The sequence below is a fragment of the Rhodococcus sp. NPDC127593 genome (assembly GCF_042671975.1).
GTDB lineage: Bacteria > Actinomycetota > Actinomycetes > Mycobacteriales > Mycobacteriaceae > Rhodococcus_F.
Map to the genome: position 1 here is coordinate 95,713 of NZ_JBHXWI010000027.1, position 22,987 is coordinate 118,699.

The 22,987-nt window shown below is 66.5% G+C and carries 22 protein-coding genes and 1 pseudogene; 16 read left to right on the top strand and 7 right to left on the bottom strand.

What is annotated here, in order from left to right:
- The first annotated feature begins 100 nt into the window (after window positions 1-100).
- From ACFVJ3_RS25000 to katG, 7 genes are all read left to right on the top strand, one after another.
- Window positions 101-247 carry a hypothetical protein gene (locus ACFVJ3_RS25000; protein ID WP_378454604.1) on the top strand — a complete coding sequence of 49 codons (147 nt, stop codon included), beginning with the start codon at window positions 101-103 and terminating at the stop codon, window positions 245-247.
- A gap of 17 nt (window positions 248-264) precedes the next feature.
- Window positions 265-894, top strand: coding sequence for a histidine kinase (locus tag ACFVJ3_RS25005; RefSeq protein WP_378454605.1), 630 nt, complete (start codon window positions 265-267; stop codon window positions 892-894).
- A 62-nt stretch (window positions 895-956) separates the two neighbouring features.
- Window positions 957-1,292 (top strand): sensor histidine kinase, encoded by a 336-nt coding sequence (locus tag ACFVJ3_RS25010; protein WP_378454606.1) that lies wholly within the window; start codon window positions 957-959, stop codon window positions 1,290-1,292.
- Window positions 1,293-1,309: 17 nt separating this feature from the next.
- Window positions 1,310-1,978 carry a response regulator gene (locus ACFVJ3_RS25015; protein ID WP_378454645.1) on the top strand — a complete coding sequence of 223 codons (669 nt, stop codon included), beginning with the start codon at window positions 1,310-1,312 and terminating at the stop codon, window positions 1,976-1,978.
- An 88-nt stretch (window positions 1,979-2,066) separates the two neighbouring features.
- Complete coding sequence (locus ACFVJ3_RS25020; RefSeq protein ID WP_378454607.1) at window positions 2,067-2,222, top strand: hypothetical protein; 156 nt, start codon at window positions 2,067-2,069, stop codon at window positions 2,220-2,222.
- A gap of 350 nt (window positions 2,223-2,572) precedes the next feature.
- Entirely contained in the window at window positions 2,573-3,016 is a 444-nt protein-coding gene (locus tag ACFVJ3_RS25025; protein ID WP_005243590.1) for a Fur family transcriptional regulator, read from the top strand.
- Between the two features lie 36 nt (window positions 3,017-3,052).
- Window positions 3,053-5,281: a catalase/peroxidase HPI gene (gene katG / locus ACFVJ3_RS25030; RefSeq protein WP_378454608.1), complete on the top strand. Its 2,229-nt coding sequence runs from the start codon at window positions 3,053-3,055 to the stop codon at window positions 5,279-5,281.
- A gap of 78 nt (window positions 5,282-5,359) precedes the next feature.
- On the opposite strand, the gene ACFVJ3_RS25035 is transcribed toward katG, so the two are convergent.
- Both ACFVJ3_RS25035 and ACFVJ3_RS25040 read right to left on the bottom strand, forming a co-directional pair.
- Window positions 5,360-5,593 carry a hypothetical protein gene (locus ACFVJ3_RS25035; RefSeq protein WP_378454609.1) on the bottom strand — a complete coding sequence of 78 codons (234 nt, stop codon included), beginning with the start codon at window positions 5,591-5,593 and terminating at the stop codon, window positions 5,360-5,362.
- A gap of 94 nt (window positions 5,594-5,687) precedes the next feature.
- Window positions 5,688-6,467, bottom strand: coding sequence for an acetoin reductase (locus ACFVJ3_RS25040; protein WP_378454610.1), 780 nt, complete (start codon window positions 6,465-6,467; stop codon window positions 5,688-5,690).
- A gap of 452 nt (window positions 6,468-6,919) precedes the next feature.
- On the opposite strand from ACFVJ3_RS25040, the gene ACFVJ3_RS25045 reads away from it, so the two are divergent.
- Entirely contained in the window at window positions 6,920-7,828 is a 909-nt protein-coding gene (locus ACFVJ3_RS25045; protein WP_378454611.1) for a hypothetical protein, read from the top strand.
- Between the two features lie 778 nt (window positions 7,829-8,606).
- Here the strand turns inward: ACFVJ3_RS25045 and ACFVJ3_RS25050 are convergent.
- Window positions 8,607-9,068 carry a ubiquinol-cytochrome c reductase iron-sulfur subunit gene (locus ACFVJ3_RS25050; RefSeq protein ID WP_378454612.1) on the bottom strand — a complete coding sequence of 154 codons (462 nt, stop codon included), beginning with the start codon at window positions 9,066-9,068 and terminating at the stop codon, window positions 8,607-8,609.
- A gap of 266 nt (window positions 9,069-9,334) precedes the next feature.
- Between ACFVJ3_RS25050 and ACFVJ3_RS25055 the strand changes: the two genes are divergently transcribed.
- Together ACFVJ3_RS25055 and ACFVJ3_RS25060 are read left to right on the top strand one after the other, a co-directional pair.
- Window positions 9,335-9,826 carry a MarR family winged helix-turn-helix transcriptional regulator gene (locus ACFVJ3_RS25055; protein ID WP_378454613.1) on the top strand — a complete coding sequence of 164 codons (492 nt, stop codon included), beginning with the start codon at window positions 9,335-9,337 and terminating at the stop codon, window positions 9,824-9,826.
- Window positions 9,823-10,782, top strand: a complete 960-nt coding sequence (locus ACFVJ3_RS25060; RefSeq protein ID WP_378454614.1) for an alpha/beta fold hydrolase — start codon at window positions 9,823-9,825, stop codon at window positions 10,780-10,782. The genes ACFVJ3_RS25055 and ACFVJ3_RS25060 overlap by 4 nt, the downstream gene beginning before the upstream one ends.
- A 29-nt stretch (window positions 10,783-10,811) precedes the next feature.
- Here the strand turns inward: ACFVJ3_RS25060 and ACFVJ3_RS25065 are convergent.
- A pseudogene (locus tag ACFVJ3_RS25065) lies at window positions 10,812-10,889 on the bottom strand (antitermination regulator); the annotation flags it as partial.
- 216 nt (window positions 10,890-11,105) lie between these two features.
- Here ACFVJ3_RS25065 and ACFVJ3_RS25070 point away from each other — a divergent pair.
- The 3 genes from ACFVJ3_RS25070 (at window position 11,106) to ACFVJ3_RS25080 (ending at window position 15,653) form a co-directional block, all read left to right on the top strand.
- Window positions 11,106-12,215 carry a ring-opening amidohydrolase gene (locus tag ACFVJ3_RS25070; protein ID WP_378454615.1) on the top strand — a complete coding sequence of 370 codons (1,110 nt, stop codon included), beginning with the start codon at window positions 11,106-11,108 and terminating at the stop codon, window positions 12,213-12,215.
- Window positions 12,216-12,376: 161 nt separating this feature from the next.
- A complete protein-coding gene (locus ACFVJ3_RS25075; protein WP_378454616.1) occupies window positions 12,377-13,882 on the top strand; it encodes an amidase in 1,506 nt (501 codons plus the stop codon).
- A gap of 91 nt (window positions 13,883-13,973) precedes the next feature.
- Complete coding sequence (locus ACFVJ3_RS25080; protein ID WP_378454617.1) at window positions 13,974-15,653, top strand: PucR family transcriptional regulator; 1,680 nt, start codon at window positions 13,974-13,976, stop codon at window positions 15,651-15,653.
- A 4-nt stretch (window positions 15,654-15,657) separates the two neighbouring features.
- Here the strand turns inward: ACFVJ3_RS25080 and ACFVJ3_RS25085 are convergent, their stop codons facing one another.
- A complete protein-coding gene (locus ACFVJ3_RS25085; RefSeq protein ID WP_378454618.1) occupies window positions 15,658-17,184 on the bottom strand; it encodes a PucR family transcriptional regulator ligand-binding domain-containing protein in 1,527 nt (508 codons plus the stop codon).
- Window positions 17,185-17,357: 173 nt separating this feature from the next.
- Here ACFVJ3_RS25085 and ACFVJ3_RS25090 point away from each other — a divergent pair, with 173 nt between their 5' ends.
- From ACFVJ3_RS25090 to ACFVJ3_RS25100, 3 genes are all read left to right on the top strand, one after another.
- Window positions 17,358-17,822 carry a nucleoside deaminase gene (locus tag ACFVJ3_RS25090; protein ID WP_378454619.1) on the top strand — a complete coding sequence of 155 codons (465 nt, stop codon included), beginning with the start codon at window positions 17,358-17,360 and terminating at the stop codon, window positions 17,820-17,822.
- Window positions 17,819-19,120: a cytosine permease gene (gene codB, locus ACFVJ3_RS25095; RefSeq protein ID WP_378454620.1), complete on the top strand. Its 1,302-nt coding sequence runs from the start codon at window positions 17,819-17,821 to the stop codon at window positions 19,118-19,120. Before ACFVJ3_RS25090 ends, codB begins: the two co-directional genes overlap by 4 nt.
- Window positions 19,121-19,614: 494 nt before the next feature.
- Complete coding sequence (locus ACFVJ3_RS25100) at window positions 19,615-19,896, top strand: hypothetical protein (RefSeq protein ID WP_378454621.1); 282 nt, start codon at window positions 19,615-19,617, stop codon at window positions 19,894-19,896.
- Between the two features lie 677 nt (window positions 19,897-20,573).
- Here ACFVJ3_RS25100 and ACFVJ3_RS25105 read toward each other — a convergent pair.
- Complete coding sequence (locus tag ACFVJ3_RS25105; RefSeq protein WP_378454622.1) at window positions 20,574-21,179, bottom strand: hypothetical protein; 606 nt, start codon at window positions 21,177-21,179, stop codon at window positions 20,574-20,576.
- 976 nt (window positions 21,180-22,155) lie between these two features.
- A complete protein-coding gene (locus ACFVJ3_RS25110) occupies window positions 22,156-22,662 on the bottom strand; it encodes a cupin domain-containing protein (protein WP_378454623.1) in 507 nt (168 codons plus the stop codon).
- Between the last annotated feature and the right edge of the window lie 325 nt (window positions 22,663-22,987).

Sequence of the window (22,987 nt, forward strand, 5' to 3'; positions counted from 1 at the left end):
CCGTGGGCGGAGGGTGCCCCCACTCCGGAGACGACGCGGTGCGGGTGGGTCTTCACCTACGCTGGTCGTGTGCAGGTGACGGCATTTTTTTCGTCGACGCGTGGCGGAGAGTGAGTACGACTATCCGCTCGCTGTGCCGGTGTTCGCGCACATCGCCGTCGTTGCCATCGCTGGTGCCGCTGTCGCGCAACGCGACGGGTTCGTGCCGCCGGGATGGGTCCTACGTGTGGCCTGGTTGCCGCGGTGACCCCCGTTGCGGGAGACATGATCAGACCGGGGGTGGTGCTTCCGCGTCCGTTCCTGGCCGTCTTCGTCATCGCGGCGGCCGCACTGTTGCTTCTGCAGCAGCCCGACACCGCGTTCGACTTCGCTCCGCTCATCCTGGTGATCCTGACCGCCGAGGTCGCGGCAACGGCGTCACTGGTCGTCAGCCTCGCCACCCTGGCTGCCGCGATGGCAGTCCTGTCTGCGTGTGCACTGACGGGCCGACTCGACGGTGCGCCTTACGCTCTCGCCGGAGTCGTGCTGGGCTGGGCCTTCGGTTACCTGATGCTCACGCAGTTGCGCCTCCTTCACCAGGAGCGGGCCTCGAAGGCGATCCAATCCGAGCAGGCCGCCACATGTGAGCGCCAGCGAATCGCCCGCGAGGTTCACGACGTCATTGCCCATTCGCTGAGCATCACGCTGCTGCATCTGACCGCGGCCCGTCGCGCGCTCGAGCAGGACCGCGACGTCGACGACGCAGTGGACGCGCTCTCCGACGCCGAGCGACTCGGGCGGCAGGCGATGGCCGACATCCGGCGCACCGTCGGGTTGCTCGACGCCGGCCCGGCCGGCACCCGGCCCCGGCCGGCACCCGGCCCCAGCCGGGCGTCGCCGATCTTCCCGATCTGATCGACGACTTCCGCCGTGCGGGTCTACCGGTGGCCTTCGACATGCAGGGAGACCTCTCAGCCGTGACCGGCGCAGTCGGTCTCGGCATCTACCGCATCACTCAGGAGTCGCTGGCGAACGTCGCCAAACATGCGCCGGGCGCCAGTGCCGACGTGCGACTCACGATCGAGCCGGAACGCGTCACCCTGGAGATCCGCAACCCGACCCGAGATCGAATAACCCGACCGAACGGTTCACTCGGTTCCGGTCTGCGGGGCATGCGCGAGCGCGCCGCACTGCTCGGTGGCAAACTCCGCGCCGGCCCGGACGGCAGGGGATGGTCGGTGCACGCCGCGGTCCCATTGCCCCGAGACTCCTGCCGGCCGGCGATCCCCCGCCACATCCCGGGGCTGTCGTGACGGGCCCGGAGATCAGAGTGCTACTGGTCGACGACCAGGAACTGGTGCGGTCGGGGCTCCGCCGGATCCTGCGGCGCAAAGACGGCTTCGTGATCGTCGGCGAATGCGCCGACGGCTCGGAGGTGCCCGATGCGGTGGCGGAGCACACCCCGGACGTCGTGCTCATGGACCTTCGGATGAAGAAAGTCGACGGGATCCGGGCGACCCGCGATCTCCGGTCGCGCGCTGAGCCGCCGCCGGTGCTGGTGCTCACCACGTTCGACGACGACGAACTGCTGTCCGGATCGCTCCGCGCAGGTGCGGCGGGTTTCCTCCTCAAGGATTCGCCGGCCGAGGATCTGATTCGCGCCGTACGCACCGTCGCCGAGGGCGGCGCCTGCCTCGACCCCGCAGTGACCGGACGCGTTCTCGCCACGTACCGCACCGTCGCGCCGTCGTCCGACGGGGGCCGGGACCACCTCGCCGAGTTGACCGCGCGGGAACGCGATGTGCTCGCGCTCATCGGGCGTGGGCACAGCAACAGTGAGATCGGGCATGAGTTGGGTATCTCGGGCGTGACTGTGAAGAGTCACGTCGGGCACATCTTCCTCAAACTCGATCTCCGCGACCGCGCGGCCGCCATCGTGTACGCCTTCGATCACGGCATCGTCACCCCGGGCGAAACCGGTCCGGACCGAGTTTCCTGACGCCGGGTCGCATTCTGCGCCTAGTATTCGTTCACCCGGCTTCGAGAAGAGGGGCGAAGCCTGAGCCACTCTCATGAAGGAATCGACCATGATCGCAATCGGTGTGGTTCTCATCGTCATCGGCTTAATCGTCAAGATCTCGTCACTGTGGATCGCAGGCCTCGTCGTCGGCGTCATCGGCCTCGTTCTCCTGCTCGTCGGACTGAGGGGCCGCAAGGTGGGCGGACGACAGTACTGGTACTGACGGGACTGGTTCCGCCGGAACATCCCTGTTCGCCGATTGCGACGCCGTCGACTCGACCTATCTCATCTTGCTCACATCTCGGGGCACACACCCTGCCAGTCACGTTGCAGCACAGTCGGCCCTGTCGGCCGAAAGGGCGGCGGCGGCCTGTCCCACGTGCCGTCGGGCGGCACGATCGGACCGTCTGCGCCGGATTCGGTGCCCTCGGTCGTCGTCACCGTCGATCTGCCCTGAAGGGTTCGATCAGAGCCGCGGTCGGCCGACCGACCGTTTATGCGTGAGTCGAAGTCACGGCAAATTGTTTCCGCAAAGTCTTGGCTGAGTCCAGAAAAGTGAGTCATAGTGGGTGCATGCCGTCGATGCCGGATTACGCAGCGCTGCTGCGCGGGGCTGAGCTCCGCGTGACCCGCCCGCGGGTCGCGGTGTTGGAGGCCGTGCACGCACGCCCGCACGCCGATACGGAGACGATTTTCGGAGCGGTGCGCACCGTTCTGGAAGGGGTGTCCCGGCAGGCCGTGTACGACGTGCTGCACGCAGTGACCGCTGTGGGACTGGTGCGGCGGATTCAGCCGCCCGGCTCCGTTGCTCGTTACGAGTCGCGGGTCGGAGACAATCACCACCACGTCATCTGCCGGTCGTGTGGGGTCATTGCGGACGTCGACTGTGCCGTCGGCGAGGCGCCCTGCCTGACCGCGTCCGACGACAACGGTTTCCTCGTCGAGGAAGCCGAGGTCATCTACTGGGGTCTGTGCCCCGACTGCTCGACATCACAGACTTCTCGATCGAACCCATGACCACAGCCCAACTTGGTCTCTCCCGGAAGGAATGTTGTGTCCGATAGCTGCCCGGTCGCTCACGAGGGAAACACTCAGAGCACCAGTGAAAGTGAAAACCCCGCAATCCCGTCTCCCACTCCGGCGGCGCACCGCCCGAGGACGAACCGCGACTGGTGGCCGAACCAGCCGGAGCTGTCGGTGTTGCATGCCCACACGTCCAAGTCGAACCCGATGGGCGAGGGCTTCGACTACGCCGAGGAGTTCGCCAAGCTCGACGTCGAGGCGCTCAAGCGCGACGTCATCGATCTGATGACGACCTCGCAGGACTGGTGGCCCGCCGACTACGGCCATTACGGCGGCCTCTTCATCCGGATGAGCTGGCACGCCGCAGGCACCTACCGCATCGCGGACGGTCGTGGCGGTGGCGGTCAGGGCGCCCAGCGTTTCGCCCCCCTCAACAGCTGGCCCGACAACGCGAGCCTCGACAAGGCCCGCCGGCTGCTCTGGCCGGTGAAACAGAAGTACGGCAAGCAGATCTCGTGGGCGGACCTCCTCGTCTTCGCCGGCAACTGTGCCCTGGAGTCGATGGGGTTCAAGACCTTCGGGTTCGGATTCGGCCGCGAGGACATCTGGGAGCCCGAGGAGATGTACTGGGGTCCCGAGGACACCTGGCTGGGCGACGAGCGCTACAGCGGCGATCGCGAACTGTCCGGTCCGCTCGGCGCCGTGCAAATGGGTCTCATCTACGTGAACCCGGAGGGCCCGAACGGCCAGCCGGATCCGCTGGCAGCTGCCCGCGACATCCGGGAGACGTTCGCCCGCATGGCGATGAACGACGTGGAGACCGCCGCGCTGATCGCCGGTGGCCACACCTTCGGCAAGACCCACGGCGCAGGCGACGCCGACCTGGTCGGTCCGGAACCGGAAGGCGCCCCGATCGAGCAGCAGGGCCTGGGCTGGAAGAGTGCCTATGGCACCGGCGTGGGCAAGGACGCGATCACCAGTGGTCTCGAGGTCGTGTGGACCCCCACACCGACGAAGTGGGACAACAGCTTCCTGGAGGTCCTGTACGGCTACGAGTGGGAGCTGACCAAGAGTCCCGCCGGTGCCTGGCAGTGGACCGCCAAGGACGGCGCAGGCGCGGGCACGATCCCCGACCCGTTCGATTCGTCGGCGGGGCGGGCTCCGACGATGCTGACCACGGACCTCTCGTTGCGCCTCGACCCGGCCTACGAGAAGATCACCCGGCGTTGGCTCGACCACCCGGACGAGTTCGCCGAGGAGTTCGCCAAGGCCTGGTACAAGCTGCTGCACCGCGACATGGGGCCCGTCACGCGCTACCTCGGCCCGTGGGTTCCCGAGGCGCAGCTGTGGCAGGACCCGGTCCCCGCAGTCGAGCACCAGCTGATCGGTGACAGCGAGATCGCCGCGCTCGAGAGCAAGATCCTCGACTCGGGCCTGTCCATCTCGCAGTTGGTGTCCACCGCCTGGGCGTCGGCAGCCACCCACCGCAGCACCGACATGCGCGGCGGCGCCAACGGGGCGCGAATCCGTCTTGCGCCGCAGAAGGATTGGGAGATCAACAACCCCGCCGAGCTGGCCACGGTCCTGCAGACCCTCGAACAGATCCAGCAGGACTTCAACTCGTCGCAGTCCGGCGGAGTGAAGGTCTCACTCGCGGACGTGATCGTTCTGGCGGGTGTTGCGGCTGTCGAGAAGGCGGCGAAGAACGCCGGTCACGACATCACGGTCCCGTTCACGCCGGGTCGTACCGACGCCACACAGGAGCAGACCGACGTGGAGTCGTTCGCCGTACTCGAGCCGAGGGCCGACGGGTTCCGCAACTACCTGCGGGCGGGGGAGAAGTTGCCTGCCGAGGCCCTGCTGGTCGACCGGGCCTACATGTTGAACCTGACCGCTCCGGAAATGACGGTTCTCGTCGGCGGCCTGCGTGCACTGAACGCCAACTTCGGCCAAACGAAGCACGGCGTCTTCACCGACCGGCCCGAGGCGTTGACCAACGACTTCTTCGTCAACCTCCTCGACATGGGTACGGAGTGGAAGGGTGCGGCCTCGGCCGAGAACGTCTACGAGGGCACCGACCGTGTCACGGGTGACGCCAAGTGGACCGCCACCGCCGTCGATCTGGTCTTCGGTTCGAACTCGCAACTGCGCGCTCTCGCCGAGGTGTATGCCACCGACGATGCGCAGCAGAAGTTCGTGCAGGACTTCGTTTCTGCCTGGGACAAGGTGATGAACCTCGACCGGTTCGACCTCGACTGATCACGGTTGATCGGCCCTGTGCCGATCGACCGCAACCTGGCCCGGCACCCGCGAGCTGATACTCGCCGGGTGCCGGGTTCAACCGGTCGACAGTCTCTCGGCGTTCCGCACCGCGGTCTCGAGGTGCCTGTCCGCGGTGCTCAGGTCGAGCCGGGCGTCGCTGAGGCTGTCGATCACCTGTTCCCGCGAAGCGCCGAGGGTTGTGCTGTCGAGCAGGTCGAACGCGTCGGTCAACTCCTTGATGCGGTTTTCGAGTGCTTGCAGATCGGACCGCAACCGAGCGGTGCGCTCGACCAGGTCGTCGACGTCCACGGCTGCCCCTTTCATCCCCGGACGCGCTGTCGCATCACCACTACGTCCGTCTACCCGCGGATCCGGGCGTGAAACCCCGGCCGCGAGCGGCGGCCTATCGGTACACAAGGCCGCCGTCGATCAGTCCCGCCTGCCCGGTCATGTAGTCGGAATCCGGCCCGGCCAGATACGACACGTACGCCGCGACGTCCTCGGGCGTCTGCGCGCGTCCGAGGGCGATGCCGCCGACGAACTTGTCGAACGTGGCGCCCTTCGGCGCGCCGGTGAGGGCCGCGAAACGCTCGTCGATGGTGACCCACATGTCGGTGCCGACAACGCCGGGGCAGTAGGCGTTGACGGTGATGCCGTCGGACGCATACTCCTTCGCCGCGGCCTGGGTGAGTCCGCGGACGGCGAACTTGGTGGCCGAGTACACACCGAGCATCGGGAATCCCTCGTGGCCGGCGATCGACGACGCGTTGATGATCTTCCCGCCATGTCCGCGTTCCCGGAACTTGGCTGCCCCGACCTGGATACCCCACAGCACGCCTTCGACGTTCACGGCGAGGATGCGTGAGACCTCCTCCGGTGTCACGTCGGCGATCGGGTTGACCTGGGCGATTCCCGCGTTGTTGACGATGATGTCGAAGCCGCCCAGTTCGCGCTCGGTTCGGTCGACGGCGGACTGGACCTGTTCGCGGTCCGTCACGTCGGCGACCAGTGAGATCGCCTTCGCACCCACGGCCCGGACTTCGTCGGCCACCGCATCGACCCGGTCGCCGTTGACGTCGACGAGCGCGATGTCGGCGCCGTCCGACGCCAATCGCAACGCGATCGCGCGTCCGATGCCTTGGCCCGCGCCGGTGACCAGAGCGACTTTGCCCTTGATGCTCATCCTTGACTCCTGTCGATTGTGACCGTCCTCACAGGGGAGCCAAGCATTGTCAGCCGTGGGCATTCAAGGGTTGCAGTCGGTTGCAATGTGTGTCCGTTCGCTCGGGATTGCGTTCGTACCCAATCGAAATGGCGGACCCCGCCACCGGCGGAATAGTTCGATCGAGGGATGCGAAACAACGACGCGGTCGAGGTTCATCGAAAGCTGGCCAGAGACAACATCCCTGATGCGATCGTCGCCAACTGCCACAAGCCCCACTGGCATCGCCCGGTCGACGACTCGGTCTACCTCGCGGCGCTCCACGCCAAGGTCGTGGAGGACGCGAGGGAACTCCCGACCTCGGCAACGCGACCGAATCGTAGTCGGAGGGATTGACACAGCATCGATCACGGCGTTTGACTGGAACGCAAGCTTGTGCGGGCTCGCCCGGTGGTGTTCTGGGAGGTGGACGTATGCGCGGCATAGGGACAGCGGGTCCGGGGCATCGACGCGGAGCAACCCCTCACCGCAGGACCATCTCGGTACTGGCACTGGTCGGAGTGTGCATTCTCTCCCTGGCAACCACCCAGACAGCCAGCGGGGAACCGGCGGCAGACACCGTCGACACAGGGTTCGCGATCCCCTTCTCCGGGGCACCCGGCTACGAGCGCCTGGCACCGACGCAGGTGACCAGTCCGGGGCAGCTCAACCAGCCACTCGGTCAGCAAGCGGCGGACGAGATTGCCGGCCAGGTGGGGCTCACCAGGGCTGACGCTCTATCCGAGCAGCAGTATCGCGACCTCATCACCGGCGGCGGAGTCGGCGGCAGCCTCGAAGCTGCCGAGGTGATCGATGCATGCGCCGAGATCCTCACCAATACGAACGGTCGTCCCCTCTATTCCGACGTCGATGGCCACCCCACACCCTCGGTTCTGGCCAGCTACGGGCTCTACGTGAACGCCAGCGGACTGCTGGAGAGTCCGGCCAACGCGGACGCGCCGACGAGGCAGGTGAACTCTTTGATCGCTCCCGGCGGTTTTGTGGGGACATGGTTGAGGAACAACGATGCGACACGAACCCTGATAGCGCTCTACCGGTCGGCATACACGGTGCAAGCGGTCTATGGCTTCGCAGCGCAACAGATTTCGGGCGCAGCTCAACTGGTGACCAACACCAAGGAGGGTGTGAGTTCGGAGGTAGGCATGTCGATGGCGCCGCCGCTCTGGATAGTGAACTTCGCCCTGCTCTACATACTGAATCCTTCACTGGCGGCCGCGATGCCTGCCCACTGGGCTCCCATTCCGTCGGCGGTCGCCGACGCAGTTCGGTCGAGCCCTACCGGCCAGGTTCCTTTCAGCGACTACGCGTCCTACCTCCAGTGATTCGATTCCGGAGCCCGGCGAGGTCTCGCTCGATGGCATGAGCGGCGGCGAGGTGCTCCACGAACTGAAGGATCGGTAATTACGGGTAAGGGGGGCTTCCGATCACACCCGATTCCGCTTGCTGCGGGCACGTTCTGCAGATAGTTCTCGAGGGGCGCCGAGCGTCACGAGTCGCGTTTCATGCGGGCTCTCAATCCGACTGGCAGTGCCCCGGATGCGACAATGGTCCCGGCATTCGGCATTCGCCTCGGCATGCGGTGCGCATCGCGCAGCCGCCGTAGCAAGAGGTCGCCCGGCGGAATGAGCGTGACGGAGTAGAACACCGCACCGTCAAGAGAATCCTCAGCCACGCAGGAGAAGACTCCGAAGGCGGAAATAGCCAACAGGCCGCACGCGAAACTCGCCGCCCGATACCTGAACGCCATTGTTCATCCGTCCTTCATGTTCGCTCAGTAAGGAGCGAACCCAGCGTGCCGTGAGAATGAAAGCCCCGCCAGACCGGCGACGCGAATCAAGATCAGACCGACCGAGCACGTGCTCCCCGGTGCGAGGGAGCGTCCACTGTCAGTCACCGATTGCGACACCGCTCACTGGTGAGACGAGAACAGATCACCATGCACGCGGTGGCTCCACAAGGGTTTCGCCGAGGTCGGAGGCGCGAATGCGTCACACCCGGCGAGCGACCGTGTAGGCCAGTGGCATCGTCGGAGAGATGTGGCCGAAGTGGGCCTCCCCGAGCGCAACGAGTGACAGGATCGGCCCGGAGCTGTCACACACCTCAGCCGATCACGACCGAGTCACCCTGAACGGAGACGCTTCGTGGGGCGAGCGGAGCGGACGCCGGACCCGTGTGCACAGACCCGTCGAGATTGAACTTGCTGCCATGGCACGGACAATTGATGGTGCCGCCGGAGACGTCGGAGACGGTGCATCCCGCGTGCGTGCATGTCGACGAGAACCCGCGGAAGTCGCCGCCGCTGGGCTGTGTGACGACAACATCGCCGAGCACCGCGCCGCCACCGACGGGGATGTTGCCGGTCGGTACGGTTGCACCCGCGGGCTTCACGGCTGGGCCGGCGCCGGCGCCGGGCGCAGCCGGCGCGCGAGTTCTACTGAACAGCGCGCTACCGGCGGCCAAGGCGGCTGCTGCAGCGCCGATACCGACGATAACCGTACGGCGCGGGAGCGTTAGCTGGTCGCTCCGTAGTCCCTGCTCCTGGTCAAGTTCGTCGGACTGCATGTCAGGCTCCCTCGTCTTGGGCTGTGGTCGATGCGGACCGCTCAATGGTTATAACGAGGGACACGGACGACTGGTTCACACGCGCCTGTCTCGGTCCAAGATCGATGAGAGCCCCGGGGTGTCCTGCCGGGCGCACTCGTCGGGGAGGGCTCGGCGAGCGGTGAGTCCAGACCGCGACGCGTGTATTCGACGACGATGTCGCCATGGGGAACCATCCGCCAATTTAGATGTGTCAGATGTGCTGACACACGTGGTACGGTGGCGACATGATGTCAGAGAAGCTGACAACCGCCTCGGCGGAGCTGCCGGGACCGGATGCGAATCTCGGCTACCTGTTCCGGCTCGCAAATCAGCGCTTCCGCGCGCTGCTGGACGCAGCGCTGGAGGACCTGGAGATGTCGGCGCAGGAGTACGGGATCCTCAGCGTCTTCGAGACCCGTCCGGAGCTGTCCACCTCCGAGCTCGCGCGCATCTCGCAGGTCACGCGGCAAACGATGCACACATCGATCCTCGGTCTCGAGGCCGCCGGGTTGCTCGAGCGCCGAGCGGTCAACCCGCGGGTGGTGCTCGTGCGCCCGACCGAGCGTGGTCGCATCTGCCTAGACTTGGCAACGCGCCGAGTGCGGGCGGCGGAGCGCGCCGCGCTCGGTGGTCTCAGCGACCGGGACGAGCGGACCGTGCGTGCGTGGCTGGCCAACCTGGCTGCAATGGCGCCACGCCGTGCCGATGCAACAGGTCGACGACAGGACAGGTCATGACTCGACAGCCGCCCGGGCCGGAGAGTGTCGAGCAGCGCATGGTCGATGCCGAGCGCGAGCTGTTCGCCGGCCTCGGCGCCGACGTCGACGAGTTCTTCATCGAGCTCGGGCAGACGGGGCGGCGCGTGCGGGTGCTCGCACACGGGCGTGGCCCCGCGGTGCTGCTGCTGCACGGGGTGTCGCTCAGTGCCGCCGTGTGGGCGCCGTTGTTCAGCGAGTTTCCTCAGTTCCGGCTCCTTGCCGTCGACCTTCCGGGCCACGGCTTGTCGGATCCGATGGTGTTCGGGCGTGGGCAGGTGCGCGAGCAGGCCAGCCGGTTGATCGACGACATCCTGGACGCGCTCGGGCTCGACGAGGTCCCGGTGATCGGCCACTCGCTGGGTGGCATGTTCGCCTTGTGGCAGGTGGCGGCCGGCTCCCGGCGGATCTCTGCGCTGGTCGCGATCGGAATGCCCGCGGTCGCGCTCGCGGGCGTGCGGGTACGCATGCCGCTCTCGCTGATGACCGTCCCCGGGCTGGGGTCGGCGTTCCTTCGATCACCCAGCCCGCGTCCGGTGTTTCGCCGCCTGCTCGCTCGGGGCCTGGGCCCCGCGGAGGTGGCGGCCGCACCGAACGCGCTGATCGAGGCGCTGCGCCTGTCCGCACGCCGCCGCGCAAACGCGCGGACCGTTGCGTCGGTGATGCACGCGATCGACCGGTTCCGACGGCCGCGAGCCGAGAGCATACTGACGGGCACGGAGCTCGCCGCGATCCGGATACCGACGATCTTCATCCTGGGATCCGACGACCCGTACCTGTCCGTCGACGGTGCGCGGCACTCGATCCAGCGGATTCCGGGCGCGACGATCCATGAAATGCCCGCCGGGCACGCGCCCTGGCTCGTCGACCCCCACAGGGCCGCGCTGCTGGCAGCCGATCCCCTCGCGCGCCGGGGCAGCGGGAACCCGGTCGACTGAACGGCGGCGACCACGACACCCTCGCGGACGACCAGGGCGCGGGCGGCGCTGTGGACGCCGAGGTGGTGACGCTGGGCGACGTCGAGGAGTTCGTCGAACGCCTGGGCGGGCGGCGATCGGGATCGCTTTCGCGGTGGCGGCGGGTCAGATATGCCCAACAGCAGCTCTGGTTTGGGCAAACTTTGCCAGTGCTCGAAGGGGGGCGCCCTCATAGCGTGGGCGGCGTGAGAGTTCTGATCGGGTTCCCGGTGATCCGCACAGCCGCCGGAACGATCGTCACCGCCTGATTTTCCTACCCCGCACGCCCCACAGAGGAGATGTCAATGCCCGAAGCAATCGAGGTCCGCAAGGTTCCGCTGCACAGCGTTTCCGACGCCAGCGAGCTGGCCAAGCTCATCGACGACGGCGTGCTCGAGGCGGACCGTGTCGTCGCTGTCATCGGCAAGACCGAGGGCAACGGCGGCGTCAACGACTACACGCGCATCATCGCGGACCGCGCCTTTCGTGAGGTCCTCTCGGCGAAGGGCAGCCGCAGCGCCGACGAGGTGGCCGAGGTGCCGATTGTCTGGTCCGGCGGGACCGACGGTGTGATCAGCCCGCACGCAACGATCTTCGCAACTGTGCCGGCCGGGAAGGCGGCGAAGACCGACGAGCCGCGGCTGACCGTCGGTGTCGCGATGAGTGAGCAGCTGCTGCCCGAGGACATCGGTCGCACGCCGATGATCACCAAGGTGGCCGCAGCGGTGAAGATGGCGATGGCCAGTGCCGGCATCAGCGACCCGGCCGACGTGCACTACGTGCAGACGAAGACGCCGCTGCTGACGATCCACACCATCCGAGACGCCAAGAGCCGCGGCGAGACGGTGTGGACCGAGCACACCCACGAGTCGATGGACCTGTCCAACGGCGTTACGGCACTGGGGATTGCCGTCGCTCTCGACGAGATCGACATGCCCGGCGACGCGGATGTGATGCACCGCCGGGACCTGTTCTCGTCGGTGGCATCCTGTTCGTCGGGTGTCGAGTTGGACAGGGCCCAGGTCGTCGTCGTCGGCAATGCGCGTGGCGTCGGCGGTCGCTACCGGATCGGGCACAGCGTGATGAAGGACCCGCTCGATCAGGACGGCATTTGGGCGGCGATCCGGGACGCCGGACTCGAGCTGCCCGAGCGGCCCCACACGAGCGACCTGGACGGCCAGCTCGTCAACGTCTTCCTCAAGTGTGAAGCGAGCCAGGACGGGACGGTCCGTGGCCGCCGCAACGCGATGCTCGACGACTCGGACGTGCACTGGCACCGCCAGATCAAGTCCTGCGTGGGCGGTGTCGCGTCGTCGGTGACGGGCGATCCGGCGGTGTTCGTGTCGGTGTCGGCGGCACACCAGGGTCCGGAGGGCGGCGGCCCCGTTGCCGCCATCGTCGACCTCGGCCAATAGTTCGTGCTCACACCGTGAATGAGGTCGCGTTGCGTCCCGGCAACCGGGCCGCGGCGCGACCTCGACCACACGAACCGCCGACTTCAATGATGCTGCGGTCGGAGTTCATGCACGTCGGCGGTTCGCCGGTACTCGCTTTCGAAACGTGGAGAGGTTCACCCATGTCAACCGTCATCGACCCCGTCAGCGCCGGCGACTCCGGCCGGACTCGCCCGGGGCCCTCGTGCCCGCCGCGCGGATACGGAGAGCTCGTCATGTGTGACGCGCTGACGCTCAGTAGTTTGATCAAGAGCCGCCAGGTGTCGTGCATCGACGTCATGACCGCCTATCTCGACCACATCGAACTGCACAATCGGAGTGTCAACGCCATCGTCGCCCTGCGTGACCGGGACGCGTTGCTGGCCGAGGCGCGCGAGCGGGACCGCCAACTGGCCGACGGGCACTACCTCGGTTGGATGCACGGCTTCCCGCACGCCGTGAAGGACCTCTCCGCGGTCAAGGGATTACCGTTCACCTCCGGATCACCCATCTTTGCGGACCGGATCGCCGACGCGGACGATCTGTTCGTCACACGGATCAGGGCAGCCGGTGCCATCATCATCGGCAAGACCAACACCCCCGAGTTCGGACTCGGATCCCAAACGTACAACCCGGTCTTTGGGACGACGGCGACACCGTACGACACCTCACGCACCGCCGGTGGAAGCAGCGGCGGCGCTGCCGCGGCCCTGGCGTTGCGGATGGTTCCCGTCGCCGACGGCAGTGACTACATGGGCTCACTGCGCAATCCGCCGGCCTTCAATAATGTTGTGGGATTTCGCCCTTCGTGGGGCCGCATCCCAGAGGCCGGTTTCATCGCTCAGGGCGCGGTGGTCGGTCCGATGGGACGGTCGGTGGCTGATGTGACGCGCCTGCTGTCCACGATGGCGGGTCCCGACGCCAACGCCCCGCTGGGCATCGGCGAGGACCCCGAGGTATTCACCCGGAGCCTTGACCGCGACTTCAGCGGGACTCGGATCGCATGGGTGGGGGACTGGGGCGGGTACCTGGCGACGGAACCCGGAGTCCTCGAGTTGTGCGAGTCCGCATTCGACGCGTTCGCGAACGTCGGTTGCCGCGTCGAGGCGGCGCTGCCCGACTACAAGCCCGGGGACATCTGGCAGCTGTTTCTGAGGTGGCGCTGGTGGGCGCAACTCGGCTTGGTCGACCTCTACAACGACCCGCAGACACGAGCGCAGATGAAGCCCGAGTTCGTGTGGGAGATGGAGCACGGACTCGCTCTCTCCGCGCTCGACGTCACCAGGGCAGCGGCGGCCCGCAACGACTGGCAGGCGGCCCTCACGAAGATGTTCGAAACCTATGACTACATCCTCGCGCCCAGTGCCCAGGTGTTTCCGTTCGACAAGGCCACACACTGGCCCACGACGATCGCGGGCCGGCCGATGGATACCTATCACCGGTGGATGGAGACCGTCGCACCGTGGACGATGACGAGTCTTCCGGTTGCTGCGATGCCGGTCGGTTTCGACGACCGCGGGCTTCCCATGGGAATCCAGATCATTGGACGGCACGGCGCAGACCGGGCCGTTCTCCAACTCGCCTACGCGTACGAGCAGGCAACGAAGTGGGTGGAGCGTGTGCTTCCGCCCTCGCTCCTCCCGGGCTGAGCCGTACTGGTGACGCGGCGCTCTATCGTCGCCGGCGTACGGTTGGCATATGGAAGATGTTGCCAACGGAGAGCGACCACAGGCACATGATTTGCCAACACCGGTCGGCTACGAGTTGACGGTTCGGGAGCTGCTGACCCTGCCTAGCCTGACCGGCTCGAAGCTGATCGCGGGGGCCGGCGGCCTGGAGCAGATCGTCCTGCGGGTCAACGTCATCGAGGTGCCGGACATACTGCCATGGGTCAAGCCGAACGAACTGTTGATCACCACCGGATTCCCGCTGCGGCATGCGGACTCGGGTCAGCCGTTCGACCCCGCCGCGCTGGTCGAGCTCATCGAAGGTCTCGCCCAGCGCGGCGCGGCCGCACTCGGTGTGAAGGAGGGCCGGTACCTCGCCGAGCTTCCCGCCGCGATGCTCGAGGCGTCCGACCGTCTCGGGTTTCCGCTGTTCCTCATCCCGCGGGAGATTGGATTCGACGAGGTGATGTCCGAGGTGTTCACGCACCTCGTCGATCGTCAGGCGTGGGCACTGGACGTTGCGGACCGCATGCACCGTGCCTTGACCAAGATCGTCCTCGAGGGCGGGGATCTGCCGCAGATCGCGGACGAAGTCGCAGCGCTGTTCGAAGCCGCGGTCCTCATCTGCACGCCCGACGGGCGCGTACAGGCGACAGCTGGTGCGGCTCCCAACCTGCAGGCGCTGCACGGGTTGCCGCTGTTCGACCCGTCCGGCCGGCTTCGTACCGAGCGCCTACACCACGGCCTGCAGCCGGCACCGGGCACCGAGGCAGGCCAGATCGCCGTCGCGCCGGTTGTCGCCGGCGGCACCGACCACGGCCTCATCGTCGCCTTCGTGGCAGACGGCGGACTGGGCCCGGTCACCGTGCAAGCGCTCGAGCGCGCCGCAACCGTTGTCGCGTTGGCGGTCACCAAGCAACTCGCGGTGTCGGCCGTCGAATCCAAATTTCGCGGCGACTTCCTGCGCGATGTTCTCAACGGCACCGCAGGGACGACCGCCCAGATCACGGAACACTGCGCGCAGCTCGAATGGGACGTGAACCGCAGCATGGTGGTCGTTGTCGCCGAGCTCGACCCGGACGCCGATCCGGCGACGGCCGGCCAGACGACACCCACGCCGGTTGCCGGGCGAATGCCGCAACAGCGGCTCACCGCTGCCTGGCAGCAGGTGGTCCGTCGCAGGGATCGGTTCGCACCGGTAGTCGGCTTCAGTCATGAAGTGGTGGCGTTGATGCCGGTCGGCGGCAGTGATACCAAAACTGTGATCGAGGATCTGATCGCGGCCGTCACCGGGGACCGTGGAGGCGGCCGGCATTCGTTCTGCACCGGAGTCAGTCGCGTCATCGACTCGGTGGCCGGCATCCCGCAGGCGTACGACCAGGCGCGGAAGGCGGTGACGGTGGGGCGGCGCATGCGCGGGAACGGTACTGTCGCTCACTTTGACGGCCTGGGCGTCCACAGACTGCTCTCCCTGGTCGACGACAGCGCTGAACTCCAAGCCTTCGCGAGTGAGGTCCTCGGTTCGCTGGCCGACGACGCCGACGAGGCGATCGATCTCCGGCAGACGCTGCAGGCACTCCTGGACACCAACTGCAACGTCGCCGAGACTGCACGAGTCCTGCATTTCCACTACAACACGTTGCGTTACCGGATCGGTAAGTTGGAGAGCATCGTCGGCCCTTTCACGACGGATCCCATACTGCGCTTGGATGTGGCGCTTGCACTGCGGGTCGTGGAGATGGAGGGTTTGTAGCCGATCAGCGGTGGCCGTGTCGGGGACGCTCGAACGAGGCTTGCGGATCGAGGCCGGTCCGCATGCGCCACGCCGTCAGGGCAAGTCCGAGGCACACCAATTGTGCCGGATCGTCGAGAGACGCACCCAGCAGCTTCTCGAGACGTGTCAGCCGGGCATAGAGGGACTGACGTCGAATCCCCAGAACGGCCGCGGTCCGGGCCTTGCTGCTCCGGTTCGCGAGGTACGCATCAAGGGTCCGCACCAGGTCTGCGGAATATGTTGTGTCATAAGCGATCACGGATCCAAGCTGCTCGGCGATGAACGCGGTGAGCGCGACCGGTGCCACGTCGGCGGCGAGCAACCGTTGGACCCCGACGTCCCGCGAGAGGATCACCCCGGTCCGGGTGCCGAAACGCCGGGCGATCTGGACGATCTCGCGCGCCTGGCCGACCGCCGCCGAGATGTCGGACAGCTGCTGGACCGGCGCTGCCACCCCGAGCGTGCGCACTGCCGAGCCGCAGGGGCCCCGGCGCAGAAGCTCGTCGACGTCGGTGAAGGCGGACCGAACTCGCGCGGGGGAGGCGGGCAACCATCCCTGAGCGAGCACGATGACGTGGTTGGCGGTGACCCCGACCAGGCAGCCACCGAGCACCGCCTGAACCGCCTCCCGGACCGGGGTCGCGAGCTCGCGAACCGGCGTTCGCTGATCGACTTCGACGGCGACGACGAGTACATGCTGACCCTCCACGGGCGTCCAGCCGGCCGCGGTGAGGCGCTCGGACAGGTCACCGTGCGAGGTGAGCACACCGCCCACCAGATCGGTGATGACCGACTGCGCAAGCGATTGACGTGGACCGAGGTCGGGGTGGCGGCCGAGCTCCAGGGCCACCGCGACGGCCGCACAGTTCGCGATGGCGGAACGGTGCGCGGTTGCCTGCCCATTGAGGACGAGTCGACCGAGGGAGCCGGTGGGGCCGCGGACATCGAGGGTCGTCCGCCCGGTCTCCGAGCACGCCGCGGCGGTCGCGCTGCGGTCGACGACCCTGCCTTCCGCGTCGAGGAGGTCGACCCCGCACCCTGCCAGGCGTCCGACCCTGGTGAGCAGCGCGGTCATCCCCTGCCCCGCCACAACGAGGTCGAGAAGTTCCTGCCAGACCGGTTCCCCGGCCTGCGGCGAGCCGAGCCTGCGGCGCAGCAGTAGGTCGTGGAAGTCCTCGACCATCCGCTCGAACGGGACCACCGCGTGCAGGGCCAGGAACGCCAGACCCCGGCGTTGCGCAGCCTCGACGAGTGGGGGCGGGGCCGCGAGGAACGAGCGCCCCACCTCCATCGCGAGCGCGACACATCCGGCATCCGCGACCTGGTCGACGTAGGCGGTGAGCTGCTCGGGGGATCGCCCATGGAGGCCCAGGCCCGTCGTGAGAAGGAGCTCTCCGCCGGAGAGAAGTCCGCCCATCTCGTACACCTCGGAGGAATGGACCCAGCGGACCACCGCGGTATCGGGGGCGCCCGCGAGCACCTCGACGGCGGCGGCCTTGAATGATGGCATCGCCAGGACCTCTCGAAGAGTGGGCAGCATTCCTTCATCCTCGGTCGACGGGGCAGTTCGTCACAGAGCGACTTCTGCCGAACGGACACGTTGTCCCTTGGCAGCCCATTCCAACACTGGTCGAATTGTGGCACAGGCCACAGGTGCCGATCCGTAGGACTCCAGGAGTGCACATGAACAACCCCGTACGGTCCGATGCATATTTCCTCGGACTCGCCATCGAACAGGCGGAGATCGGTTGGGAGGAAGGTGGTGTGCCGATCGGCGCGGCACTCGTCCACGACGGAGAGGTCCTCGCCGTCGGTCGCAACCGCAGGGTCCAGATGAACAGCGCCATCCGGCACGGAGAGACCGACTGCATCGAGCAGGCGGGTCGGCTCCACGCCTCGGTCTACCGCAACTGCGTCCTCTACACGACTCTGTCGCCGTGCTTCATGTGCGCGGGAACCGCTCGGCTGTACGAGATCCCGCGAATCGTGGTCGGTGAGAACCGCTCATTCGAGTCGTCGGAAGGATGGTTGCGTGGCCACGGGGTCCAGGTCGACGTCGTCGACGACGCCGACTGCGTGGCATTGATGGGACGCATGCTGACCGAGCGCCCGAGCCTGTGGCTCGAAGACATCGGCGAACAAGCATGAGCAGCACCGTCGAACCCGCGACTGTCGAGGCGGGCGCCGGCCGCCCCGTTGACCCGGACTATCCCGTCACGCCGGTCCCCCGCAGCGCACGCAAGTCGTTCGTCTCACTCTCGGTGGTACTGCTGGGGTTCACCATCTTCACGCCGACGATGCTCGCCGGGGCGGCGCTCGGCACCGCCTTCTCGTTCGGGAAGCTGATGATGGTGATCGCCGCCGGATCGGCGATCCTGGGAGCGTATGTCGCCATGATGGGGTTCGTCGGCGCTCGCACGGGGCTGACGACCGTCGTCATGGCGCGCTACAGCTTCGGCACTCGCGGGTCCAAACTCGCCTCGGTACTGCTCGGCGGCACCCAGATCGGCTGGTACGGCGTCATCATCGGCACGATCGGCGACCTCACCGCGCAGGCCCTGGGCTGGGAGTCGTACGCCGCCCGCGCGGCGGTGATGATCGCGGCGAGCATCCTGATGTGTATCACCGCGTGTTACGGATACCGTGGGATGTACTGGGTATCGTTGATCTCGACCCCCTTGATCCTCGCCCTGGCTTGCTGGGTGGTGTCCCGGTCCCTCGATGAGGTCGGCGGATTCTCCGGTCTGGTCTCGGTCGAGCCCACCACCACGATGACGGTCACCCTCGCGATTACGACGGTGGTGGGCACCTTCGTCTCGGCAGGGACGCAAGCGCCCAACTGGACCCGCTTCGCCCGCAGCGGATCGCAAGCGGCCCTGGCCTGCATGATCGGGTTCCTCGTCGGCAACGGTCTGATGATCCTGTTCGGCGCCATCGGGGCGATCACCTTCCACGAGGGCGACTTCGTGCTGGTGCTCTACAACCTCGGACTGGTCGGGTGGGGCCTGGTGCTGCTGTTCGGCAACCTCTGGAAGAGCAACGCCGATACCGCATACGCCTTCGGGGTGGCCGGCGCCGAGATGTTCCGAAAGCCGCGCAAGACACCGTTCGTCATCGGCGGGTGTGTGGTCGGCACCGTGCTCGCGCTTACCGGCGTGCACAACCATCTCATCGACTACCTCAGCCTGCTCGGCACGTTCATCCCCCCGCTGGGCGGCGTGATCATCGGGGACTTCCTGTGCCGGTGGCGTCGAGGCATTCCCGAAGACCACACCCCGCAGCCGGTGTACTGGCGTAACCTCGCCGTCTACGCCTTCGCCACCTTCCTCGCGCGGCTCTCCGCCGAGTTCGAGGTGGGGATTCCCCCGCTGATCGGCATCGTGGTCGCCATCGTCCTGACGATGGGCCTGCACCGGGTCTTCGCCGCGCCGAGGGCCACCAGCTAGGGTCGCCCGCCCCCGAGGCGTGTGGTGGCGGCTGTGCTCGCGGGCTTCGGGGGTCGTTGGGGTGATGAGCGTGGTCGACGGCGCCGATTGCGGCCAAAACGATTGGGCGACGAGCGTCCTCGCCGAAAGCGCGAAAGCATCCCGCCCCGCCCATAAGGGCATCGGCGATGTTTGCTCAATTAGTCGGCAAATTTTGGTAGGGGAGTACCGGCGTTGCGCCCGGGCATCGATGGAAGAGTGGGTGACGTTGGCGGGAGTAACCGGATACGCAGTCCCGCGGATATATGACGTGGCGGCGCGCGCCACTTCCTCTCTCCCGGTGCCCTTGCCGGAATCTCGATATCCGCGCGTGTGCACAACGACACTCTGGGAGGAGGTCAGGACACGTGCGCCTGAGCAACGACGGCGCCTCGACTACCCGTCACGTCGGTCGCCGGTCTTCGGCAAGCTAGGAGCTCGCCCCTCACCGTCCACCGCCCTGTGAGAGGAAACCCATGAATGCTTTGCTCTACGTCGGCATTGCACTGCTCATTGTTTCGAACGTACTGATCCCCCCGACGCTTCTGCGATTCCACAACGGCGCCAGCCAGTTTCTGCGCTCGACCGTCACCCTGGCATTGGCTGGGTCGGCAGCAATGCTGTTGAGCGCACTGACCTCCACCGATGCTTCGATTGGACAGCGGTGGGCTACCGCGCTTGCCGGAGTCCTCAGCGGCAGCGTCGTGGCTGCGACTATTGCCCTGGTGATCGAGCCCCGATCCGCCGAATCGGGCTAGCTCGGATTCAGCTCCCGGCGATTGACGGCGACGTGCATGCCGTGCAGCTGCGCTGCCGAAGGCTATGCGGGTGCCGGTCCGGAGCAGGGATCGGAACACAAATTGCTGTTTGCGCGCCACGTCGGAGACGAACGGGAGGGTGAGGACCTCCATGGCGTCCCCGCGGCAGGCCCACAGGGGCCGGCCGTTGACGATGACGTCCAATTCGGCGAAGCGAGGAACGTCGGCGGGCCGATGACCTGGACGTGGGCGAGGTGGTGGCGGTTTCCGCAGGGGTCGTTGACCTTTCGTGCGTGTTCGGCAGCGTCGAGGCTGTCGCGTACGGCGCGGTCTCCCAGTGCGTGAATGTGGATCTGGAAGTCGTCGCTGACGGTGATTCCGGGCGAGCGGATCCGGTTCTGCACTCGACCGAGACGGCGAACGGGGCCGACTGGGTGTGGCGGAGGGGCTACCGTTCTCGGCCACCTGGGTGACCGTCGGCGCCGATCCCCCGAGGTCGATCCGGGTGCCGGGAACCTCAGTGGCCGAGACGAACTGGGTGCCCGCGGGGATTTCGCTATCGAACTTGATTCGGGGTACATCCGAACGGATCCGGAGTCTTCACATGAGGCAACGAATCAACGTCGCGGGCATAGTGACATGAGGCAACAGGAAACTCCATTTGCGTTCGTGTCAGATCAGGGCGCAAACTTCCCGACGGCGTCGAGGTTGGCGAACACCTCACCAGCCATGAAGATGTTGGCACCGGCAGCCTCGTTGAGGGCCTGCGCGAAATATGGGGAGAAGCGGAACGGCCAATACGTGGGGCCGATCCCGCCACCGTGCGGCGTCATGACCGTCGGCATCATCTCATTCAGATTGTAGGTGGCGACCATCCTCTCGCCCTGGGCGATGCCATTGATCTTCACCGTTCCGTAGGCGCCGTCCATCCGCAGCCAGATATCCTCGACCAGAACAGAGTTCCCGGTCTTGCTGATGAACCTCGGCCCGCCGGGGTAGAACACGCCCATGCACGCGTCGATATGGTTGGTCTGCGAGCCGATTGGCAGATAGAGACCGGTCTTCGCGGGCTTGGCCTCGAACGGCGCGATGCCTTCGACCGCCATCTCGTTTTCGTTCAGCATCGCGACGACTCGCGGGGGGAAATCGAAGTTGGCATATCCGGACTGCGTGAAGTACGGCAATCTCATACACTCGGCCTGCGCAGTCGGCAAGGGCGCGTGAAGAGATAGCGCCAAAACCAGGAAAGCGACCGCTCCTACAAACACACGCAAGATACGCATTTCTGCTCCACTCTTCGGGTTTGTTCGGCGTGGCACCGGGCGACAAGTACCAAAAAGCCTCACATAGTAGGGTACGCCCCCCGCGCCTGGCATCAAATCGCTATTTTGCTGGGATTGGCTTTCTTTCCTGGGAATGTCGTCATCGGTGCGCGGAGAAGCCCGAAGTTGCACGGTGCCGATGAGTGAAGACGCCTTCGGGAGGGAGGTGCCGTAGTTCTCGTTGCTGTTGTAGGCGGCGGCTTTCCCGCTCTCCCGGAGATTCGGGGTGATGGTTCCCGGGACCCGGTGACGACCGTGCCGCCCACGGGGGCGGGGCTGACGGTGGGCGTGAGATCAACGGCCGCAACGATGTTCGCGGCCGCAGTCGCGGCGACTGCGGTGGTGGTCGTGGCCTTCGGCGGGGCGCGGTCACGTTGATCGTGGCCAGCGTGCCCGCGCCAGCCCAAGGGCGCGTTTCTCGCAGGCAGCATCGACAGGCCGGTAGAGGCCTTCGGCGGCGTCCGCGGCCACCGGCTGCGCTTGCTCGTCGAAGGGTGGCGTCTGCCTCATTGCTCGGCCCGGGAGTCGTGGACTGCGGCTTGCGGGCGTGGCGGTCCGCCCTGGACACGCTCCATGACGTGAGCGACATTCTCACCGACATCGAAGACTGTATCGATGCTCTCTCGGAGCGAACGCTCGCCGTGATCGAATCCGCCGCCAACGACGATGCGTCCACGGCGCGCACTTCGGAACAACCGGCAGCGACACGGCTTGGACTGCCTCCGCACACTCCCGCCCCGCGGGCGCGCGTTGACCCTTCCTTGCGAATGACGAGAATGCTTCGCCCACAAACGAATCCAACTGTTCGGCGGTGCCGGGCGCCTTCAGGCGGCTGTGGCCGCCCCATTCTTCGACGCTGTCGTCGGCTCACCGGCTGGCCGAGCTGAGCAGCCCCGACCAGTGAACGACACCGCATACGTCGAGGCTCGAGCGGGGCTCACGACGGTGTCAGGGCGTATCGGGCGATCACGTCGGGCAACCAGTCGGGTTCGCCGAATTGCAGACCGTAGCGCTCGGCAACTGCGGCGATCTGGGTGACATCCGGTTCGCCGGCGGCGATCAGTTCGGACATTTCCAGGAAGCAATGTTCGAAGCCGGCCGGACTGATGATCTCGATCATGCGCGCCGGGACGGTGCCGGCGTTCCACATGGCGTGCATCTCACCCCGGGGCTTTGTGATGTATCCGCCGGATTCGAGAACGGCCTCCCGGTCGCCGGAGCGGAATCCGATCACACCCTGAGTAACTATCGAGAATTCGTCCTCCCGCGTATGCAGATGCGGCGGCACCAGCGCACCGACCGGGAACGGGTGCTCGACGACCGACAACACCCCACCGGTGTCACGGCCCCAGAGCTTGAATTCGACCCCAATCGGGCCCAGGTCACCGGTCTGCCCGGTCCCCGGCGGCACGACGACCAGCGGTGGGGGATCGGTTGCGCTCACGCTTCTCACCTACTCACCGCCGTTGACAGATCGGGTCACAAGTTCTCTGCTCAACTTTCCGCCGACCGCGCAGGCATTGTCAACGTTCTCGGGGCATAGCCGATCGATGATCTTGGCTCCGCGATCGAAGCGCAGGCGATGAAGGATCCGACGGTGCCATGGCGTTCAGGACCGACAGTTCGCAAGGTCAGGAGCTCCACGAACTGACGGGCCGGTAATCATGCGTAAGAGGGGCTTCCGATCACACCTGATTCCGCTTCCTGCGGGCACGTTCGCGCACAGCGGGCGAACGGTGATTTTCGCTGCAGATCGTTCTAAGGGCGCA

What these genes read in the sequence shown, in the direction of transcription:
- ACFVJ3_RS25005 (WP_378454605.1), top strand. Translation starts at nt 265, where the DNA reads ATGATCAGACCGGGGGTGGTGCTTCCGCGTCCGTTCCTGGCCGTCTTC.
- ACFVJ3_RS25020 (WP_378454607.1), top strand. Translation starts at nt 2,067, where the DNA reads ATGATCGCAATCGGTGTGGTTCTCATCGTCATCGGCTTAATCGTCAAG.
- ACFVJ3_RS25025 (WP_005243590.1), top strand. Translation starts at nt 2,573, where the DNA reads ATGCCGTCGATGCCGGATTACGCAGCGCTGCTGCGCGGGGCTGAGCTC.
- ACFVJ3_RS25040 (WP_378454610.1), bottom strand. Translation starts at nt 6,467, where the DNA reads ATGAGCATCAAGGGCAAAGTCGCTCTGGTCACCGGCGCGGGCCAAGGC.
- ACFVJ3_RS25045 (WP_378454611.1), top strand. Translation starts at nt 6,920, where the DNA reads ATGCGCGGCATAGGGACAGCGGGTCCGGGGCATCGACGCGGAGCAACC.
- ACFVJ3_RS25050 (WP_378454612.1), bottom strand. Translation starts at nt 9,068, where the DNA reads ATGCAGTCCGACGAACTTGACCAGGAGCAGGGACTACGGAGCGACCAG.
- ACFVJ3_RS25055 (WP_378454613.1), top strand. Translation starts at nt 9,335, where the DNA reads ATGATGTCAGAGAAGCTGACAACCGCCTCGGCGGAGCTGCCGGGACCG.
- ACFVJ3_RS25060 (WP_378454614.1), top strand. Translation starts at nt 9,823, where the DNA reads ATGACTCGACAGCCGCCCGGGCCGGAGAGTGTCGAGCAGCGCATGGTC.
- ACFVJ3_RS25070 (WP_378454615.1), top strand. Translation starts at nt 11,106, where the DNA reads ATGCCCGAAGCAATCGAGGTCCGCAAGGTTCCGCTGCACAGCGTTTCC.
- ACFVJ3_RS25075 (WP_378454616.1), top strand. Translation starts at nt 12,377, where the DNA reads ATGTCAACCGTCATCGACCCCGTCAGCGCCGGCGACTCCGGCCGGACT.
- ACFVJ3_RS25085 (WP_378454618.1), bottom strand. Translation starts at nt 17,184, where the DNA reads ATGCCATCATTCAAGGCCGCCGCCGTCGAGGTGCTCGCGGGCGCCCCC.
- ACFVJ3_RS25090 (WP_378454619.1), top strand. Translation starts at nt 17,358, where the DNA reads ATGAACAACCCCGTACGGTCCGATGCATATTTCCTCGGACTCGCCATC.
- codB (WP_378454620.1), top strand. Translation starts at nt 17,819, where the DNA reads ATGAGCAGCACCGTCGAACCCGCGACTGTCGAGGCGGGCGCCGGCCGC.
- ACFVJ3_RS25100 (WP_378454621.1), top strand. Translation starts at nt 19,615, where the DNA reads ATGAATGCTTTGCTCTACGTCGGCATTGCACTGCTCATTGTTTCGAAC.
- ACFVJ3_RS25105 (WP_378454622.1), bottom strand. Translation starts at nt 21,179, where the DNA reads ATGCGTATCTTGCGTGTGTTTGTAGGAGCGGTCGCTTTCCTGGTTTTG.